We start from the raw sequence: 19,892 nt of genomic DNA on the forward strand, positions 1-19,892 counted from the left end.
CAAATTTGATTTTAGGGGGACAAAGATGAGTGATGTAAAAGGAAAGACCGGCGCAGTCCTGAGGGAGACGGCAGTCCTGACCGGGGCGGTGGCGATCATTGCGGCGGGCGTTTTCTTTTTTCTGGTGCCGAGCCATACATCCGTCAGCAGCATTTCCGGCTTTGGCATCGTGCTGTCCAATTTTGTGCCGCTGCCCTTGTCGGTCATTACGATGATCCTGAACGTCGTGCTTCTCATCATCGGGTTCTTTACCTGCGGCAGAGAATTTGGCGCAAAGACCGTATACACCAGTGTGCTGCTGCCGGTGTTTCTGGGGCTGTTTGAAAAGCTGTTCCCGGAGTTCGGCTCGATGACCGGCAGTCAGGAGCTGGACGTGCTGTGCTATATTCTGGTGGTCAGCATCGGGCTGAGTATTTTGTTCAACCGCAATGCATCCTCCGGCGGGCTGGATATCGTGGCAAAGATCATGAACAAGTACCTGCACATGGAATTGGGAAAAGCCATGTCTCTGTCGGGAATGTGTGTGGCGCTTTCCGCGGCCCTGGTCTACGATAAAAAGACCGTGGTGCTGAGTATCCTCGGTACTTACTTCAACGGCATCGTGCTGGACCATTTCATCTTTGATAACAGCATCAAACGCCGCGTCTGCATCATCACCGAAAAAGAGGAGGCGCTGCGTCAGTTCATCCTCCATGACCTGCACAGCGGTGCGACCATGTACAAGGCCATCGGTGCATACAATCTGGAAAAGCACAACGAGATCATTACCATCGTGGACAAGAGCGAATATCAGAAGCTGATGAACTTTATCAACCGGGAAGACCCCAAGGCTTTTGTTACCGTTTACAATGTGTCCAGCATGCAGTATCAGCCCAAGATCTGATCGGCGGAGAGCTGCGTGGTATACTCAAGTCCGGAAATATCAAAGCGCATGGAGGTAAAAAGCATGCTGACCTATACCTATGTTTCAGAGGGGACGTTTGCCCTGATGGAAAAACCAAAGCCGGTGCTGCAGCACGAGCGAGACGCCATTGTAAAGGTGACCCTTGCCAGCATCTGCTCCAGCGACCTGCACATTAAGCATGGCAGCGTGCCCCGGGCGGTGCCCGGTATCACCGTAGGGCACGAGATGGTGGGCATCGTGGAAGAAGTGGGCAGTGCGGTGACCAATGTGAAACCCGGCGACCGGGTGACGGTGAACGTGGAGACCTTCTGCGGAGAGTGCTTTTTCTGCAAAAAAGGCTTTGTGAACAACTGCACCGATCAAAACGGCGGCTGGGCGCTGGGTTGCCGCATCGACGGCGGGCAGGCCGAGTATGTCCGGGTGCCCTTTGCGGATCAGGGACTGAACAAGATCCCGGACGGCGTCACCGATCGGCAGGCGCTGCTGGTGGGCGATGTGCTGGCCACCGGCTTTTGGGCGGCACGCATCTCGGAGATCACCCCCGAGGATACCGTGCTGATCCTCGGTGCAGGGCCGACCGGCATCTGCACGCTGCTGTGCGTCATGCTGCACAGCCCCAAGCGCATCATCGTCTGTGAAAAGGACGCAAGCCGCCTGCAGTTCATCCGTCGGCACTACCCGCAGGTGCTCACCGTGCAGCCGGAGGACTGCGCCGCCTTTGTGCGTGCCCACAGCGACCACGACGGGGCCGATGTGGTGCTGGAGGTGGCAGGGGCAGACTCTACCTTCCGGCTGGCATGGGAGTGTGCACGGCCCAACGCCGTTGTGACGGTGGTGGCGCTGTACGATAAGGCACAGACCCTGCCGCTGCCGGAAATGTACGGCAAAAACCTCACCTTTAAGACCGGCGGCGTGGACGGCTGCGATTGTGAAGAAACGCTGCGTCTCATCGCAGAAGGCAAGATCGATACCGAACCGCTCATCACCCACACCTACCCCCTGCGCCGGATCGCAGAGGGCTACGAGCTGTTTGAAAAGAAACGGGACGGCGTGATCAAGGTGGCAGTGGAGTGCTGACGGTCTGCGCCAAGTCACACACGCACATAAAGTGGCCCCGGAGAGCTGTAACAAGCCCTCCGGGGCCATTTTTGTTTCCCGACATCTTTTCCGCAGCGGCAAGGCGTGGTAGAATAAGGGCAGAACCAATCCACAGGTGAGAAAATCGAACTTTAGAGAGAGGAGATGTTTCTATGCAGTCTGATGAGCTGAAACGCAGGATCTCGGCAGGCAGAGGAGATGCTTTGGCCGATCTGGTTTTGAAAAATGCCAGAATTGTCAATGTGTTTACCGATGAGATCGACACCGCTGACATTGCCATCAGCGGAAATTCGATCGTGGGCGTGGGAACGTATCATGGCCGGAAAGAAGTTGATCTGCGCGGCAAATATGTCTGCCCGGGCCTGATCGATGGGCATATCCACATCGAAAGCTCCATGCTCTGTGGTCCGGCTTTCGAGCAGGCAGTGCTGCCCCACGGTACCACTGAGGTGGTCACAGACCCACACGAGATCTCGAACGTTGCGGGGCTGGAAGGCTTGGATTTTATGCTGGAAACGACAAAAAATCTGACCCTTTCGGTTTATTTCATGCTGCCCTCCTGTGTGCCGGCCACGGATCTGGATGAATCCGGCGCGGTGCTGAACGCAGAACAGCTCCGGCCTTACTACGGCGATCCCCGTGTGCTGGGGCTTGCGGAACTGATGAATGCCTACGGGACGGTGCGCTGTGACCCGAAGATCCTGCAGAAGATCCGCGACTGCACCGAAGCGGGAAAGATCGTGGATGGACACGCACCGCTCTTGAGCGATAAGGACCTGAATGCTTATATTGCGGCAGGCGTTCAGTCCGATCACGAGTGCTCCAACATCGAGGAAGCCATGGAAAAACTCCGGCGCGGACAATACATCATGATCCGGGAAGGAACGGCTGCCAAAAATATGGAGGCCCTGATGCCGCTGTTCCGGGAGCCCTATTGCAGCCGCTGTATGCTGGTGACGGATGATAAGCACCCCGGTGACCTGCTGGACAGCGGCCACATCGATTCCAACATCCGTAAAGCGATCCGGCTGGGCGCAGACCCGGCAGTGGCCGTCAAAATGGCAACGCTGGTCCCGGCACAGTATTTTGGGTTCAAGCAGCGCGGTGCCGTAGCATCGGGGTACCGGGCAGATCTGGTTGTGGTTCCTGATCTGGAATCCTTTACGGTCGAACAGGTTTACAAGAACGGCACGCTGGTGGCCGAGCACGGAAAAACGCTGAAACCCGCACCGCTTGACATCGACCGTGTGAGATTTTCCCACGTTATGGATTCCTTTGATCTGGATGAGATCACACTGCAGGACCTGGAACTTCGGGAAAGCGGGGAGCAGGAGCGTGTCATCTGCCTGAACCGGGGCGAGCTGCTTACGGAGGAAAAAATCATCCAGTTCCAACGGCATCCGGGCAAAGCTCCCGGTGTGGACCCGGAACACAACGTCGTAAAACTGGCCGTTTTTGAGCGGCATCATCACTCCGGCCATGTGGGCATTGGCTTTTTAGGAAACTTCAGCCTGAAATGCGGAGCCGTTGCATCGAGCATCGCACATGATTCCCATAACCTGATCGTGGCAGGGGACAACGATACCGATATGATGTTGGCCGGCAACACTGTGCGGAAAAACAAAGGCGGACTTGCGTTTGTGGCAGATGGACAGGTCGTGGCAGAACTTGCGCTTCCGGTGGCCGGATTGATGAGCACCGAAAGTGCAGAGAGCGTTGCGGCGAAAATGCAGGCGCTGAACGATGCCCTCAAGGCACATGGTGTAGCGGAAGATATCGGCATCTTTATGACCCTCGCCTTCGTCAGCCTTCCGGTCATTCCAAAACTCAGACTGAATACCTATGGCATCATCGATGTAGCGCAGCAGAAAGTCGTTCCGGCTGTTTTTTAATACGCGATAACAAAAATGCTGCCGGAGACCGACCCGAATGGTCCGTCTCCGGCAACAGAACAGTTCGTTCCTACTCTTAGAAGCGAGCCGCATCAAGAGAAAAATTGACGGAAATTCTTATTTGATAAATTGGAATTTCGGGAGGTAAAGAGCAATGAAAAAAGCTATTATTACGATGATTGTGGTATTTGCATTCGTTATCTGGCCATTTGGTGGTGTATGGCAACTCTTGTCTGGCGTTATCGGCGGTGGAGTCCAAGAGTCCTTTATCTATCCGATTTATGGCGGAATCGTTCTTCTGGCAGGTCTTATCGTTGTTTGTACTGAACTCATTCTGGAAGAAATCAAATCGTTAAAAGACGATATAAAAGATAAAAAAGAAAGATGTTGACAAATTCGCGTTTATCAAGGTGAACATTTAAGTATTAAAAACGGGAGTGAAAACAAATGATGACCATTGCACAGATCATGGAAAAGATGATCGCCTTTTCCGAAGGGAATATCCATGACATCACGCACCTGAGCTGTGTGTGGACCTATGCTAAAACCATTGGTGAGCTGGAGGGGCTGGACGCAGACACGCAGTTTATTCTGGAGGTGGCGGCCATCACCCACGATATCGCCTGCCCGCTCTGCCGCAAAAAGTACGGCAACACCAATGGTAAATATCAGGAGCAGGAGGGTGCCCCGCTGGTGCGGGAGTTCTTGGCGGATACCGGCATGGCAGCAGAACAGATCGACCGGGTGGCCTATCTGGTAGGGCACCACCATAGTCCGGCGCAGATCGACGGCATTGACTATCAGATTCTGATTGAGGCAGATTATATCGTCAATGCGTCCGAAAGTGGGTACGGCCGGCAGGCAATCCGAACCTTTATGGAACATACGATGAAGACGGCAGCAGGTATCCGGCTGACAAAAACAGTGTTTGGAGTGTAAAAATGATTCAGAAGCATTGCTTTGAATGCGGTACGGCATTGATTGAAAAAGAACTGGAAGAAGAGGGCATTGTGCCTTATTGCCCGAAATGCCAACAATACCGGTTCCCGATGTACAATGTGGCAGTCAGCATGATTGTTGTGGATGAGGAAACCGGGAAAATTCTGCTCATCCAGCAGTACGGCAAGTCCTCTTATATTCTGGTGGCTGGATATGTGAACCGCGGTGAGGCAGAAGAACACGCCGTGGTGCGGGAAGTCCGGGAAGAAACCGGGTTGGAAGTAGAGCACCTCCGGTTCAACCGTACCAAGTTTTTTGAGCCGTCTAACACGCTGATGTGCAACTTTACGGCTTTCGTCAGAACCGCAAAGGCGCTGCATATCAACCACGAAGTGGACCGCTGCAAGTGGTTCACCCCACAGGAAGCCAGAGAAAACATCCGTCCCAACAGCCTTGCAGCGGAATTTTTGAATGCGTATCTGGACGAAGTGGGGAATAAGCCGATGGAGATGTGATTCGTGGCTGTGCCACGGGAATTTTGACGGAAAGTATGGAAAAAGTTGGTTCGGCCTGTTTCGGTTGACTTTTTTATAAAGAATCGGTATATTGATACTATGTAGTATCAATAAGTATCAACTGCGAGGTGGACAGAATGGATGGGGCACAGTTTGCCAAAATGCTTTCAGATAAGCATTTGTTTGAACTCAATCGGATGGAATACAAGTACTCGACTGTCAGCGTCAAAGAATTTGCCGAATTGCTGCGGCAAAACTTTGCGCAGCCTCTGCCGTTGACTGATTTTTCTGGAAATAAGTTGTTTTACCTGCCGAACCTCGCGCAAATTTCAACAAATGGTATGAAGCAGTTGCTCTCTGTCCCGGTCAGTGGACAAAACTTCGGTTTGTCGGCGATGACCGAGGAAATTTATGCGACTTTTCAAATTGAAAGTATCCGCTCGACCCGCAGCAGTATCCGTTATATCCTCGATGGTTATGCCCCTCGTGATGAACAAGAAGCCCGCATCTATGGTATGAAGCGCGGACTGGAGTTTATCGTGAATCGTCAGAATAGGATCACCGAGGAGAATCTGCATCACCTATATCAGATCAGCACAGGGGATTATCTCCCGGATGAAGATCGATTACTGCCAAACCACTTTTATCGGCATGGCGAGGTTTTTATTGTGGGCGGTGAAGAACCCAGACCGGGACTTCCGGCAGAGCGGCTTCCCGGTGCCATGAAATGTCTTGTCGATTTTGCGAATGCCAATGACGGCATCAATGAGCTGCATAAGGCTGCCATTCTGCACTTTGCCTTTGCGCACTACCACCCCTATTTTGACGGGAATGGACGCACCGCACGGCTATTCCACCTCTGGTATCTTGTTCAGCAGGGCTATCCTGCGGCACTGTTCACGCCGTTTTCCCGATACATCGCTGAAAACAAGGGCGTATATTACAAAGCCTACGAACGCGTGGAGAGAAATGCTCTGATTTCCGGCTATACGGATGTGACTCCCTTTCTGTTCTACTTCTGCAATGAGGTCTATAACCGCCTGCAGGTGGATGCAGTCCCGCCGAAAACTGATCTTGAGGTATATCAAACTGCTCTTGCGGAAGGAAAAATCACAGAAAAAGAACGGCTGCTCTGGGAGCATGTTCTGTCTGCTTATGGTGCAGAGGAGTTTACCACAAAGCAGCTGGAAAAGGATTTCCGAAACGCTGCGTATGCAACCATTCGGACGTTTGTGATGAAATTCCATGAGATGGGGCTGCTTACTGCAAGAAAAGCAGGAAACAGGGTGTTCTATCATGTCGGTGGGACTTCTGACGGTCGGCCATTATAATGAATCCAAAAGGAGTACGTTATGAAAACGATTCGTGTTGTGGCCGCTGTGATTTGCGACTCCATGCAGGAAAAGCGCAAAATCTACGCTACCGCCCGCGGTTATGGTGACTACAAGGGTCAATGGGAGTTTCCGGGCGGCAAAATCGAGCCGGGTGAAACCCCGCAGCAGGCTCTGAAGCGGGAAATTGAAGAAGAACTGGACACGGAAATCGCCGTGGAGGATTTAATTGGTACAATCGAGTACGAGTATCCGGCGTTTCATCTTTCCATGGACTGCTTCTGGTGTGAAGTGGTTTCCGGCGAGCTTGTGCTGAAAGAAGCGGAAGCTGCGCGGTGACTGACAAAAGATGACATTGATTCCGTTCCGTGGCTTCCGGCGGATCAGACCATTTTGGATATTATCAGAAGTTCAATGCAGCCAGTGAAACCACTCCATACCAGCGAATATGACAACGAACCTCTGCAGAGATGCTGAGGATTCCCGGAATGAAAGATGAACTGGGCCGTCCCATGACGCTGCTGGTGAAAGCCGCTACGGGAACAGCAATGGTATCAGACGATCACTACAGCGAAACAAGGTGGGCAGAGCATAAAAAGTTGGTGTGCAGAGAATTCTCCTTTATCATCCTGCCTGCCGCATAAGAGCGGCAAAAATTTTTCTGACAGGTTCAGTATAATCCTTAAAGTTGACTTCAGGTCAAGAGCTTTTTTGAATTTATAACAGTCGTGTCGAAAGACATCCCGTCTGAGGGCAAAGCGAAGGTTTTGCTTTTCAGGCGGGATTTTTTTGCTTTTTGGGACTGTTGTATACAATACATGGACTAAGAGGGTGGGTGACTTGGACTACGAGTCCATAAACTTTTGCTCGAAAGTACGATACACTATTGTCACGGCAGCGGCCCACCTCCGAAAGGGAGCGGGAGCCGCAGCCGGGCGGACCTTGAAAATTGAATATGCAGCTTCAGGTACTTCCAGATAATGATACTTCCGTAATTCGCGGCCCGGTCATAAAGAAGACGGGGTGGCCGAGAGGCCAATGGAGTGGTGCAAATCCAACGCCTGATTGTTTCCCTTTCTCAGGGGTGCCGGGGGCAAATTAAGAGAAACCATACAAAACCTTTTCCAAACGCCGTTCGAGGGTAACCACGGACGGCGTTTTTATATATCAGCGAAAAGGAGTACGCAAATGAACCGCAAGACCACAAAAAAGGTGGATGAATCCACCCTGACAACTTTGTGCGCCGTCTGCCGAGAGGCATTTTTGGACGCAAAGGGCGTCCGGCTCCGCAGAGCCGACCCCAGGCAGCTCGTCAAGGATGTCTGCACGTATTGCCAGACACGATATGGGTTTGACTACTACGTTCAGCCCGTTGTCCGTAAATCGAAAATGACCGGAAAGGAGAACCGACGTGAAACTGAGCCAGCTTAAAATTGACCCGGAGTTCCAAAGCAAAATTCCGCCGCTGCAGTTTGAGGAAGAACAGCAGCTTGAGCAGAACATCATTGCCGAGGGTCGTCTTCTGAATCCCATCATCACATGGAATGGCTACATTCTGGATGGGCACACCCGCTACCGCATCCTGAAAAAGCACGGCTTTATCAAGTTTGAAGTGGAAGAAATCCAGCTTGCGAACAAGTACGAAGCGCTTGCATGGATCTGCAAAAATCAGCTTGGCCGCAGAAATCTCAGCCCAGAACGAAAGAAGTTTCTTCTGGGCAAGGAGTATGAATCAACCAAGCTGGCAGTGGGCGGGCAGCCCGGAAATTGCAATAAAGTAAATCGATGTGATCAAAATGATCACATCGATTCAGAAAAACGCACTTGCGAACGAATCGCCGTAGAACATGGTGTTGGGTCTGCGACGGTACGACGTGCCGAAAAGTATTCACGAGGCATTGATGCTGCGGAAGAAGCGGTGCCCGGTGCGCAGGAAGAGATCCTGACCGGGCATATCAAGGCGACGGATGAACAAATCGTAGCGCTTGCTTCAATTCCAAAGGAAGAACGCCCGGCAATTCTTGAGGAACTCAAGAAGAAAAAGAGTGACCGTGATGATACGGTCCTCGAACGTCTGAAGCCGAGCAAGCCACCACCGAAGCCAAAGTCTGCACCGCAGAAGAAAAAGCCAACGGCAACGGAAAACAACACGACGTCGCAGGCAGAACAGCCGGAAACGCCGGTACAGGAAACGATCACCGAGTCCCCACCGGAAGAGGAAATTGAGCCGACCAGCAATGCGCCACCAAGTTTTCTTCAGAGCATACAGGGTCATAAACGGCACTTGTCCGAAGAAGACAAGGCCCGACTGCAGGCCTCGGTGGATGCCCGTTACCAGGATAAAGCAGCAGCAACCGGCTCCATCATGCTGTGCGAACTGCAGGGAGCAACGGAAGAGTTTATCTTTCGGTGGAATGTTATTTTCCAGGAACACCCGGATGTTCTGACCGATAAAACCTGTCGAAAAACCATTTTTGAACTGCTTGACCGGATGACAAACTATCTGAAAACCATAAAGGAGGAAAAGTTATGATGAATTCCAATCTGAACCTGAACACTTTGCCTGAATGCAAGTTTGCCTATCAGATGGTAAACAGTGCACTGCTGATCCCGTGTATTGAATATCAGCGTATGCTGCGGATGGAGAAGGTTTCGCAGATCGCGGAAAACTTCTCGGAGTACATCGCGAACGAGCCGAAGGTCAGCTACCGGGATGGGCGCTTCTATGTTTTTGATGGGCAGAACACGGTGGAAGCCCGTCGAACCTGCAACGGTGGCAAGGATGTGACGATTCGCTGCAAAGTCTTTTACGGCCTTACCAAAGAAGACGAAGCAACGCTGTTTGCGATTCAGACCGGCAATGCTACATGCCTGACGGCGGGCGAACGCCTTCGTGCAAATCTGGTGGCCGAAAACCCGGATGCACTTTACTTTGTGGGGATCACGTCGAATGCCGGTGCGGAATTTGCCTATGACGGCATCCGGGCACCCTGGAAAATCTACTGCATCGGAACGGCATACGAGCTGTACAAGCAGTATGGCTGTGAGCGCTACGTCGAGATGCTTCACATCATCAACGAGGCGTGGAAGGGCAATGTGGATTCCTACCTTGCCGGTGTAATCCGGGGTGTGGCCCGCTTCATCTCCGTATACGAGGGCGAGTACAGCCGGGAGCGGCTGGTGCAGCAGCTGGCAAGGACACACCCGAAAACCATCACGCAGCTGGCTCAGAAAGACACCGGAAGTTCTGCAAACCGCCACATGCGGCAGATTCTTCGTATCTATAACGGTGCCAGCCGTGAGATGAGTCTGCCGCTGAAAAACTGACAGTTTCGTTTTACCTCCTGAACAACAGCCGTCGTGGTATCCGTCTGCGGCGGCTGTTTCTTACATAAAAAGGAGGTTGATTTTTATGTTACCGAACAATTGGAGATATCTCAGAGGAGACATCTACTATGCAGACATGGAGCCGCATATCGGCTCGGAACAGGGCGGGAAACGCCCTGTGGTAGTTCTGCAGAACAACATTGGAAACCGTCATTCGCCTACATTGATCGTTGCAACTGTTACTACCCGGACGGAAAAGAAGAAAAACCAGCCCACCCATGTGCTGGTGGATTCTAACCCGGCCTTTGAAGAACCGTCCATGATTCTTCTGGAGCAGATCTTCACGATCGATAAATCCCGCATCGAACGCTTTATGGGCTATGCCAGCAAGGCTGAAATGCTCCGCATTGATATGGCTTTGCTGGTCAGTCTGGCTCTGAACGTTCTGAGCGGAAACCGCAGCGAATAGCGGACAACCAGTAACCCGTAAAAATGAGGTGATAGCGATGTAACCGGAGGTGAGTGAGCCATGCGAAAGAGTGCCCCCATTGAAGTGGTGGTACATTACCCCAAAACGAAAGAGGGATGGGACGAACTCGGAAAACGGGTCGCAACCGCCCACGCCAACTATGTGATCGAAAAAATCGACCGTCTGAACTGCCCCACATGGCAGAAGCTCGAATTGCTGCAGGCGGTGATCGATACTACCAAAGGAACCTACAAACCCAAAGAACACCAAAAGCCCGGCTGGCAGCCGAGCCGATAAACAAAGCCCCACGCTCAACATATGCTTTTCTGCTCTGACCAGAGACGGTCAGATTCAGAGGCAGTGTTGAGCGTGGGGCTTTTTGTGTTACATAAGTTTTTGGAATTTTGCTGACAAAATAAAATCATTGATTGTTGGCGGCCAATATGGTATTCTTTTTGCAAGGGAAGGTGAAGTGCATGAATCGTCGCAGCGTGAAAATTATGAGAAGAAAAGCCGGGGGAACAGCAGGGAAGAATGCAGAAAAGTATTCGGTCAATCTCCCGGCAGTGTGGCTTCGTGCGATGGGAATCCAGAAAGATAACCGGGTAGAACTTTCTTTTGACGGTGAAAAAATCACCGTCCGACCGCTTGCATCCACAGACCCGGAAGTGTTTCGCAGAAATGCAGAACAGAAAGGTCATCGGCTGAAAGAATACAGGTACTATGACGGAGATGTTCTGTGTACCGTGATCCTGGCAGATTTTACAGCGGAGCAGATCTGCATCGAAAACAAAGTTGACGAAATACTGGATACTGCGTTTGGTGTGAACGAAATGCCCTCGTGGGAAGACTTCCTGGCCTTTCTGGCAGACCGATGCATTCCGAAAACACAAAAGGGCTTGGATTACTATCTGGATGCTGTTGGCGTTCCGGAATATGACCCGGTTCTGCTTGTTGAAAAGACGCAGGGAAGAATGGCGGAGGATCACAAATGGCTGGAAATTATTTGACGCTGCATACCAACGACAGGGTTGTGGTGACGACTTCGCGCGGAAATCAGGAAAAATGGTTCGATGCGGAGAAAAATCTCTGGTATAAGGTGGATGATGGCTGCTTTGAGGCACTGGCTGAAGCCGTTTCCAGTGAAGTTCTGCGCAATTTCACGAATGCGGCTCGGCTGCCGGGAATCTCCGTGGCAAATTACTGGGTCGATACGGCTGAGGTTCATGGCTTGAAACGAGTGGTTTCGATACGATCCTCGATAAATATCTATGCTATTACCCAAAACAGTTCCGCTTTTTGCTGAAAGAGCGTATCGAAACCGTCCTGATGGAGCAGCAGAAAAAGCTTTTTGAAAAGTAAAAGCTCTTGCGTCCCGTGAAAAAAGAAGGTAATATAAATACAGAGCAAGACACAGAACGCAGGGAGGGATGAAAACCATGTTTTACGAGATCATGCACCGGGAAAGCTGTGTGGCACAACTCAGCACGACAGGGGAATGCAGGGTCTGCCTCGAGGATTTCATGCCCTATGATCTGGTTCTGGTGGAATCGGATGATTTTGACGAGCGCATCAATAATGTAACGAACTTTTACTATTGGTGCGCCTCCCGGATGTTGACGTTGGATCGCACCTACGCCAAGGAAATCCTGAACAGTATCGGTGCATCTCAGAGTGTTACGGACAGGGAACGAGCACAGATTGCATTATCCTACCATTGTCTGTCTTTGCTGGATGTGTTCTGGGTGAAAGAAGAAAACGAGAAGATTCGATTCGAGGATATCAACCTTTTTGCACACTCCTTAAGCAATGCGCTTGTGGATATTGCGCTGCGGGGGCACCAAATGACGGTGACAAACGCCCATCTTCTGGCAAATGACCTGTCTACGGGCGGCTTGTACCCCAAGGCGTGGGTGCGAAAAGAGGATGGCTTCTATCTTTACAAGGATGGTGGCAGGGAAGCGGTGGAACGTGAAGTGCTGGCAAGCAAAATCTGCCGGTGCTTTGACTGCCATCAGGTACTGTATGAGCAGGGGATGTTTGAAAATGAGCCGGTTTCTATCAGCAAAATCATGACATCTCAGCGATACAGTCTTGTGACCTATGCAGCCTATGACGTCTACTGCACGAACCATGATTGGAACACGCTGGATAAGATCTTAGAGTTGGATGCTCCCAGCTACTATATGATGAACATTCTGGATTATCTGGTGGGCAATACCGACCGTCATTGGGAAAATTGGGGTCTGCTGGTAGACAACGAAACCAATCAGCCCATCCGTCTGCATGACCTGATGGACTTCAACCGGTCGTTTCAGCAGTACGACACGCCAGAAGGCGCAAACTGTCTGACCGTGGGAAAACGCCATCTGAGCCAAAAAGATGCTGCAGTGGAAGCGGTGCGGAACATCGGACTGAACCAAGTCCGTCAGGTGGAGCACACCGTATTCTCCAAGCATCCGGCATGGAAAGCAACGTTTGAAGAACGACTGCGTGTTTTACGGAACGCCATGTAAGTCAGAGCGAATATCAGAATAATTGAAACAGAATGATTCCATAACGAAAGCCCGTCTGCGCTGCCACATATCGTGGCTTGCAGACGAGCTTTTTCGTTTGGCCGGAGAAAAATTACCATACCTCACATGCGAAGCATAGATGGAAAATCGGGCCTTAAAGATTTCGAAGGTATTCTTCAACGTTTTGGTATTGGATGCCGTTCAGGATCTGATCTTCACCACGGTAGAGAACAAATTTTCCGGTGATGGGACCATAGCGATGTTCTGTTTGGGCACATTTTTCAGAGTCGATCAAATGGCGGTATTGGAATGGGGCGATTTCCCTACTGTGCTTGATCTCAAAAATCTGGCAGGAACCGGCGGCAGGATCGAACACCACCATATCAAATTCACCAATAGGAAACTGAAGTACAAAAACTTCCTTTCCGGGGTTTGCTATCTTGGTTTCCAAAAGAACAATGTCTTCCAGCATTCGTCCTTTGATCTCAGTGAGAATACGCTCTTGTACGGCAGTGCGTTCCGGCAGGGAGAGGGCACTGAAGGTTTCATCCAGAAGAAGACTGTGAATCAGTGCGGATGCCTGAGCGTAACGGAGACCGGGTTGAGCGATAACGGTTCGAGTGGACTTCGTATTTACCTTTGGAAGATGACGGATATCAATATCCCGTGTGAGATCCAATAGGTCCAGATATTCTTTGATTTCTGCTGCATGGTCTTCATCCAAAACCACAGTTTGTTCTGATTTGTTGAGAATTTCCAGAAGATCCCGTAAACGGTCTGTTACCGCAGAAAGATCAATGTGGTCGAGGATGTCTATAGGATTGCTGCGGTCCCGGCGAAGGTTGTTTGCGGAAACACCGAGATCATGAGATTTGAAATCCTGTGTTAATACCTCCAGCGTAAAGCGGTGATTGATATCTTTGACAACGCGATTGATGGCACTGGTTAACTCATTTTTATCGTATAGGTCGCGTAAATTTCGGAAATGGTCTTCATATTGATAGCAGCGCAAAGAGTGTTGAATGTTATGCGCGATGGCTGTGTCTACATATTCATCGGCGCGTTCTTTGCTGGCAAATGTGGAGCTCTCATTATAATGAACACCGCCAAGGCTCATTGTACCGCCATAACGGATGTATTCATCAATGCCGTGAATCCCCAGAACGGATTCAAATTCGCGGTAGGGAATAAAGGTAGTGTGCAGAAGAATACAACGGTCATAAAGCTGTTCGTCCTCGGTAAACAGAAAGCCGAGAGAGTCTGTGCCTGAAAGTACAATTCTCATGCCGCTTGCTGCAAAAATATCAGAAAACAGTGCAGCACCCTCGATGAAATCGTCCAGCAGGGTGACTTCATCCAGGAATACATATTGAAAGCCCTGCGATTCCAAAACCTTTAAGTCGGTATTTAAGGCAGCAAGCGTATCCTGAGCAGTGATTTGGATGAATGCAGACTTCATCAAGTCTGTATCATTCATTTCGGCGAGGGCTTGCCGAATCATAGTTGTTTTTCCGGTTCTGCGCAAACCATAGAGAATAAAAACTTTGTCCTGTGCTTCACCGTATAGAAAATTATGCAACTGTTGAAAGCACTCTCGTTTTTTGTATCGTTTGACAGAAGCAGAGAATGTGCGCAGAGCGGCACCAATGCGGACATTTGTGGTAAAAGCAGCAACGTGAGTCGGTGCTGCCTTCGGCAACATCTTTTTCAGTGCCTTCAGCTCCTGCTCTAACTCTTTTCGCTGCTCAATCTGTGCGCGAAAAGAATCTAACACTTCAGCGGGGATGTACTTTTCATGGCGCTTCTTATTTTCTGTCCAGCGATGATAATAATATTCGCGCCCGGTTACAGTTTTCTTTACAATCGAACCGGGAGGAAGCATGGCGATTTTTTGCGCCAACTCGTTCATGTGAACCTGCAATTCGCTCTGTTCCATAAGGTGCCTCCTATTCTGTTGAAATAGCGTCTATAAGTATTATACCCCCTTGTACCCTTTTACACAAGGGTATAAAGGGGTATAATGAAAAATTCTTTTGACCGGAGAAAAATTACCATACCTCACATGCGAAGCATAGAAAGAAAATCGGGCCCAAGATTTTCGGCCAGAAGCCGGAAACACTTTTGGCTGATGGTTTTCTGTCCGGTCTCCCAGCAGCGAATACTTGTCCTGCCTACCTTGGTATGGTCGGCAAGCTGCTGACGGTTCCAGCCTTTTGTCTCCCGGTATCTGCGGAGGAAGTCTCCTCTGCCCCGGTGCAGAAACAGGGTGTAGTCGTCCAGAATATCCTCCACCGGGATGCCGTAAAGGGCGGCGAGCTTGTCCGCAAGTTCGGGCGTGAAGCTGCGGTGAAATGCGCCCGCTTTCCAGATCCCGATAGAGCCATTCCTCCATGCCCACCATGGCAGCAACCTCTTTTTGCAGCAGGTCAAGACCATAGCGGCACCAACGCAGACGGTCCCATGGGTTCGGGATGTCGGCGTAAGAATGGTACATACGGTAGAACGCCTGCGCCTCTACGGTGGTGCGGGGGCCTGCCAAAGTTACCTGTAAGATGTATAGAGGGGTTAGACCACGACCCTCACATGACACCCTCTGAAGTAGAAAAAAGGAACCGCTCTCTCGGCTCCAAAAAAATCTATTTTGACGTAGATGCGTCATTGCGTGAAAGAGGTGGATTCTCTTTTCCATCCCAAAGTGCGCTGGGGAGAGGATAGCAAATGAGCTGCGGATGCATTTTCGCAGGGAGCGCAGAAATGGTGTGGTCGTTTCCCTGCAGGAAACACTGGAAGCGGGAAAGGAGGACAGCGCACTGACCCTCTCGGACGTGCTGCAGGACGGCTTCTGCATGGAGGACAGCTGTGAGCAGCAGGACGAGGCCCGGCGGCTGCGGCAGCTCATCGAAGGGCTGCCGGCGCGGGAACGGAAGCTGATCCTGCTGCGGTACGGCCTGGCCGGTCAGCCGCCGCTGACCCAGCTGGAGACAGCAAAGCTGCTCCAGATCAGCAGAAGTTATGTCTCAAGGCTCGAGACCCACGCACTGGATCAGTTGCGCAAAGGCTGGCCTCAAGAATCACCGGGAGAATAAAGGAACGGCAGATGGAATATATCCTGTGAACCGGGTGGCTTATCTGGTGGGGCACCACCATAGACCGGAGCAGATCAACGGCATCGACTACCAGATTTTGATTGAGGCAGATTATATCGTCAATGCATCCGAAAACGGGTACAGCCAGCAGGCGATCCGATCTTTTATGGAACATACCATGAAAACAGTGTTTGGAGTATAACAGAGAAGTTTGCCGCAAAACGCGAAAAAAAGATTCCATAAGCAAGTGACCTGAAAAGGACACCACCAAGAAAACCCAGACCCGATAAACAAATATCGCCGAGGACTCTTCCCATTGTGGAGGTGTCCTCGGCGGCTTTTTTGTATATAGGGCAGCAATTCTTGACCGTTTTTTGTGAAGGTGATAAGTTACGAGATGGAGCTCAGCTTTCTCCGCAATAATCTCGATTGAAAACAACGGCACATATAAAGCAAAAAAGGAATATTCTTACTTGTCAATTTGCTGTAGAAAATCACCTGAGTTTGGGTAAAATTGACAAAGTCAAAAAGAACCCCCGTTTCTATCTTGACACTCCACAAAGAATATGGTATTGTAACTAAGCATAGAATAAATTTCCATTTAAGTGTTTAATTTGTTCGTGCTTTACAAAAAAGAAAATTGTACGTGAGCAGCGTCGTTGGATTGTTACCGTTTGGCGGGCTAGACCAACTCTGCATAGCACAAGCCGAAAGCGTGTTTCAGCCTTCGGTATGTTTGCTGTGTCGAGAGTGGTCTTTTTTTATTGCCTTTTTCAACCTGAGGAGGAGAAACAATGCAATATACCGTCAAAAAACCGATCAACAACAACATTCTGCGCGTGGTGGACCCCACGGGCTGTGAGTTGATCGTCACCGGGCGCGGTCTGGGCTTTGGCGTTAAGCCGGGCTATAAAATTGAGGCTGAAACCGTGGAGCGCAGCTACCGCATGACCAGCCCTGCCGTGCAGCAGAAGTTGGTGGAACTTCTGGAACAGATCCCGTATGAGCATCTGCTGCTCACCGATGAGCTGGTGGCAATGATCCGCAGCCGGGTGAACTACCCGCTGAACGAGAGCCTGCTCATCACGCTGGCCGACCACATCAGTTTTGCCATCCAGCGCAGCGAGCAGGGGATTCGCTTTTCCAACCCGCTGATGGCTCCCATTCGGGAATTCTACCCGGAAGAGTATCGCCTTGGCATGGAGTGCCTTGCCGCCATCCGCCAGCGCTGCCATGCAGACCTTTCGGACGACGAGGGCGGCTTCATTGCGCTGCACATCGTCAACGCAGAGCTCAACACCACCATGAGCGTGGTGAACGATGTCACCCGCTTTGTGGATGGCTGCGTGCAGGTAGTGGAATACTTTTACAACTGCCATTTTGACCGGGATGCACTGGATTTCAGCCGCTTTACCGTGCATTTGCGCTTTTTTGCACAGCGCGTATTTCAAGGAAAACAGGAGCAGGAAAACGATACCCACGACGAAGTGTTCCGCGCCCTGATCGCCCGCAATTGCAGCGAACACTACAAATGCGCCTGCTGCATTGCGGAGTATGTCCGCAACACCTGGCACAAGGAGCTTTCGGACGAGGAACTGGTGTTCCTTACGATCCATCTGAAACGGATTCGGATGGGGAAGTAAGCTTTCTTGCTTCACCTTTGATTCTTCACAGGTCTTTCCTGTGTGGATATATATGCTGGATACGAACTTGAGAAAAGGAGAACTGAAGATGAAAGACAAGATCTTTGGCGTGCTGCAGCGCGTGGGACGCAGCTTTATGCTGCCCATTGCACTGCTGCCTGTAGCGGGCCTGCTGCTGGGTATCGGCAGCTCGTTCACCAACGAAACCATGCTGGCGGCCTATGGCCTGAACAGCGTCATCCACCCCGGTACCCTGATCTACACCATTCTGGACGTGATGAGCCAGACTGGCAGCGCCGTGTTCAACAATCTGGCGCTGCTGTTCGCCATGGGCGTGGCCATCGGCATGGCCCGCAAGGAAAAAGAGGTCGCGGCCCTGTCCGGCGCAGTGGCCTATATCATTATGAATACAGCCATTCAGGCCATGATCAATGCGGCAGGCGGCGTAGAAGCGATGCCTGCCAACTCCACCACCACCATGCTGGGCATCACGACCCTGCAAATGGGTGTGTTCGGCGGCATCGTGGTCGGTCTGGGCGTGGCGGCGCTGCACAACAAGTTCTATAAGATCGAGCTGCCGCAGGTGCTGGCCTTCTTTGGCGGTACACGCTTTGTGCCCATCATCAGCTCCATCGTGTATTTGGTGGTCGGCATTGCCATGTTCTATATCTGGCCGGTGGTGCAGAGCGGAATTGCCGCGCTGGGTGCACTGGTACTGGCTTCCGGCTACGCAGGTACCTTTATTTACGGCCTGCTGGAGCGTGCGCTGATCCCCTTCGGGCTGCACCATGTGTTCTATATGCCGTTCTGGCAGACTGCTGTGGGCGGCACCGCCATCGTCGATGGCGTCACCGTGACCGGCGCACAGAACATCTTCTTTGCCGAGCTGGCTTCCAAGTCTACCACGGTGTTCTCGGTCAGCGCTACCCGTTTCATGGCCGGTAAGTTCCCCTTTATGATGTTCGGTCTGCCCGGCGCAGCGCTGGCGATGTACCAGTGCGCCAAGCCGGAAAAGAAAAAGGTGGCAGGCGGCTTGCTGCTTTCCGCAGCCCTGACCGCTTTCCTCACCGGCATCACCGAGCCGCTGGAATTTACTTTTATCTTTGTGGCACTGCCCATGTACGCAGTGCACTGCGTGCTGGCAGGTCTGTCCTTCATGCTGATGCACATCCTGAATGTGGGTGTGGGCATGACCTTCTCCGGCGGTCTCATCGACTTGGTGCTGTTCGGTGTGATGCAGGGCAACGCCAAGACCCACTGGGTGTGGGTGGTCGTGGTCGGCGCGGTGTACTTTGTACTGTACTACATCATTTTCCGCTTTATGATCTCCAAGTTTGACTACAAGACCCCGGGCCGCGATGATGCCGAGGAAGTCAAGCTGTACACCCGTGCGGACGTGAACGCCCGCAGCGCCGCTTCCGGCAGCACCGCCCCCGCAGGGGATGATCCGGTCAGCGCCCTGATCGTGGAAGGTCTGGGCGGTACCGCTAATCTGTCCGACGTGGACTGCTGTGCCACCCGCCTGCGCTGCACCGTCAAGGACGCTGCGCTGGTCAAACAGGATGTGCTCAAGGCCTCCGGTGCCTCCGGCGTGATCTGCAAGGGCAACGGTGTGCAGGTGGTATACGGCCCCAAGGTGGCCGTCATCAAGGCAAAGCTGGAAGATTATCTGGAAAATGCACCTAAGACCCCGGCGGCCCACGCAGCAAATGATACCGTGCTGTCTGCCTGCCTGAACGGCACTGTAGTGCCGCTGGCCGATGTGAAGGATGAAGCCTTTGCCAGCGGTGCACTGGGCGACGGCATTGCCATTGAGCCCACCGATGGTGAACTGGTGGCACCTGCTGACGGTGAGATCTCCTCCACCTTTGAGACCCACCATGCCGTAGGCATGACCACGACTGACGGTGCCGAACTGCTGATGCACATCGGCATCGATACGGTCAAGCTGGGTGGCAAGCACTTTACCTACCTCGTCAACGAGGGCGATAAGGTGAAGAAAGGTCAGCCGTTGATCCGCTTTGAACTGGAAGCCATTAAGGCCGAAGGCTATCCTGTGACCACACCGCTCATTGTCTGCAACACTGATGACTATGCCGCTGTCGCGGCTAAAGCCAGTGGCACCGTAAAGCAGGGCGATGCGCTGCTGGAACTGAAGCACTAAGCGTTTTT

The 19,892-nt window shown here is 51.7% G+C and carries 21 protein-coding genes and 1 pseudogene; 20 read left to right on the top strand and 2 right to left on the bottom strand.

Features of this window, described 5'->3' with window-relative positions; translation table 11 throughout:
• Window positions 1-25: 25 nt before the first annotated feature.
• The 17 genes and pseudogenes from I5P96_RS05245 to I5P96_RS05325 all read left to right on the top strand — a co-directional run bounded on the left by I5P96_RS05245 (window position 26) and on the right by I5P96_RS05325 (window position 12,991).
• Complete coding sequence (locus I5P96_RS05245) at window positions 26-883, top strand: YitT family protein (RefSeq protein WP_223383481.1); 858 nt, start codon at window positions 26-28, stop codon at window positions 881-883.
• A 63-nt stretch (window positions 884-946) separates the two neighbouring features.
• Complete coding sequence (locus I5P96_RS05250; RefSeq protein ID WP_097782528.1) at window positions 947-1,981, top strand: alcohol dehydrogenase; 1,035 nt, start codon at window positions 947-949, stop codon at window positions 1,979-1,981.
• 173 nt (window positions 1,982-2,154) lie between these two features.
• Window positions 2,155-3,894: an adenine deaminase gene (gene ade / locus I5P96_RS05255; RefSeq protein WP_223383482.1), complete on the top strand. Its 1,740-nt coding sequence runs from the start codon at window positions 2,155-2,157 to the stop codon at window positions 3,892-3,894.
• A 154-nt stretch (window positions 3,895-4,048) separates the two neighbouring features.
• Entirely contained in the window at window positions 4,049-4,285 is a 237-nt protein-coding gene (locus I5P96_RS05260) for a hypothetical protein (RefSeq protein WP_118552617.1), read from the top strand.
• Between the two features lie 56 nt (window positions 4,286-4,341).
• Window positions 4,342-4,833, top strand: coding sequence for an HD domain-containing protein (locus tag I5P96_RS05265; RefSeq protein WP_223383483.1), 492 nt, complete (start codon window positions 4,342-4,344; stop codon window positions 4,831-4,833).
• A gap of 2 nt (window positions 4,834-4,835) precedes the next feature.
• Window positions 4,836-5,348, top strand: coding sequence for an NAD(+) diphosphatase (locus I5P96_RS05270; RefSeq protein ID WP_223383484.1), 513 nt, complete (start codon window positions 4,836-4,838; stop codon window positions 5,346-5,348).
• 137 nt (window positions 5,349-5,485) lie between these two features.
• Window positions 5,486-6,679 carry a Fic family protein gene (locus I5P96_RS05275; protein ID WP_223383485.1) on the top strand — a complete coding sequence of 398 codons (1,194 nt, stop codon included), beginning with the start codon at window positions 5,486-5,488 and terminating at the stop codon, window positions 6,677-6,679.
• A gap of 21 nt (window positions 6,680-6,700) precedes the next feature.
• A pseudogene (locus tag I5P96_RS05280) lies at window positions 6,701-7,156 on the top strand ((deoxy)nucleoside triphosphate pyrophosphohydrolase).
• Between the two features lie 11 nt (window positions 7,157-7,167).
• Window positions 7,168-7,323, top strand: coding sequence for a hypothetical protein (locus I5P96_RS05285; RefSeq protein ID WP_223383486.1), 156 nt, complete (start codon window positions 7,168-7,170; stop codon window positions 7,321-7,323).
• Window positions 7,324-7,867: 544 nt separating this feature from the next.
• Window positions 7,868-8,110: a hypothetical protein gene (locus I5P96_RS05290; RefSeq protein WP_223383487.1), complete on the top strand. Its 243-nt coding sequence runs from the start codon at window positions 7,868-7,870 to the stop codon at window positions 8,108-8,110.
• On the top strand, window positions 8,091-9,212 hold the full coding sequence (locus I5P96_RS05295) for a hypothetical protein (RefSeq protein ID WP_223383488.1): 1,122 nt from the start codon (window positions 8,091-8,093) through the stop codon (window positions 9,210-9,212). The genes I5P96_RS05290 and I5P96_RS05295 overlap by 20 nt, the downstream gene beginning before the upstream one ends.
• The gene (locus I5P96_RS05300) at window positions 9,209-10,006 is read left to right on the top strand and encodes a DUF6551 family protein (protein ID WP_223383489.1); all 798 of its coding nucleotides are present in this window, start codon (window positions 9,209-9,211) and stop codon (window positions 10,004-10,006) included. Before I5P96_RS05295 ends, I5P96_RS05300 begins: the two co-directional genes overlap by 4 nt.
• Before the next feature lie 85 nt (window positions 10,007-10,091).
• Entirely contained in the window at window positions 10,092-10,475 is a 384-nt protein-coding gene (locus I5P96_RS05305; RefSeq protein ID WP_097785024.1) for a type II toxin-antitoxin system PemK/MazF family toxin, read from the top strand.
• Window positions 10,476-10,535: 60 nt separating this feature from the next.
• Entirely contained in the window at window positions 10,536-10,772 is a 237-nt protein-coding gene (locus I5P96_RS05310) for a hypothetical protein (protein ID WP_005922522.1), read from the top strand.
• Window positions 10,773-10,951: 179 nt separating this feature from the next.
• Entirely contained in the window at window positions 10,952-11,485 is a 534-nt protein-coding gene (locus tag I5P96_RS05315) for an AbrB/MazE/SpoVT family DNA-binding domain-containing protein (protein ID WP_223383490.1), read from the top strand.
• Complete coding sequence (locus tag I5P96_RS05320; RefSeq protein WP_223383491.1) at window positions 11,467-11,781, top strand: hypothetical protein; 315 nt, start codon at window positions 11,467-11,469, stop codon at window positions 11,779-11,781. The genes I5P96_RS05315 and I5P96_RS05320 overlap by 19 nt, the downstream gene beginning before the upstream one ends.
• A gap of 133 nt (window positions 11,782-11,914) precedes the next feature.
• Complete coding sequence (locus I5P96_RS05325) at window positions 11,915-12,991, top strand: hypothetical protein (protein WP_411703491.1); 1,077 nt, start codon at window positions 11,915-11,917, stop codon at window positions 12,989-12,991.
• Between the two features lie 154 nt (window positions 12,992-13,145).
• Here the strand turns inward: I5P96_RS05325 and I5P96_RS05330 are convergent, their stop codons facing one another.
• Both I5P96_RS05330 and I5P96_RS05335 read right to left on the bottom strand, forming a co-directional pair.
• Entirely contained in the window at window positions 13,146-14,927 is a 1,782-nt protein-coding gene (locus I5P96_RS05330) for an AAA family ATPase (protein ID WP_223383493.1), read from the bottom strand.
• 122 nt (window positions 14,928-15,049) lie between these two features.
• Window positions 15,050-15,400, bottom strand: a complete 351-nt coding sequence (locus I5P96_RS05335; protein WP_223383494.1) for a multiprotein-bridging factor 1 family protein — start codon at window positions 15,398-15,400, stop codon at window positions 15,050-15,052.
• Between the two features lie 320 nt (window positions 15,401-15,720).
• Here I5P96_RS05335 and I5P96_RS05340 point away from each other — a divergent pair, with 320 nt between their 5' ends.
• The 3 genes from I5P96_RS05340 (at window position 15,721) to I5P96_RS05350 (ending at window position 19,884) form a co-directional block, all read left to right on the top strand.
• Complete coding sequence (locus tag I5P96_RS05340; RefSeq protein ID WP_263286904.1) at window positions 15,721-16,077, top strand: sigma-70 family RNA polymerase sigma factor; 357 nt, start codon at window positions 15,721-15,723, stop codon at window positions 16,075-16,077.
• 794 nt (window positions 16,078-16,871) lie between these two features.
• Window positions 16,872-17,720, top strand: a complete 849-nt coding sequence (locus I5P96_RS05345; protein WP_223383495.1) for a PRD domain-containing protein — start codon at window positions 16,872-16,874, stop codon at window positions 17,718-17,720.
• Window positions 17,721-17,808: 88 nt separating this feature from the next.
• Window positions 17,809-19,884, top strand: a complete 2,076-nt coding sequence (locus I5P96_RS05350; RefSeq protein WP_223383496.1) for a PTS transporter subunit IIABC — start codon at window positions 17,809-17,811, stop codon at window positions 19,882-19,884.
• Window positions 19,885-19,892 lie beyond the last annotated feature (8 nt).

The sequence above is a fragment of the Faecalibacterium prausnitzii genome (assembly GCF_019967995.1).
GTDB classification, from domain to species: domain Bacteria; phylum Bacillota; class Clostridia; order Oscillospirales; family Ruminococcaceae; genus Faecalibacterium; species Faecalibacterium prausnitzii_E.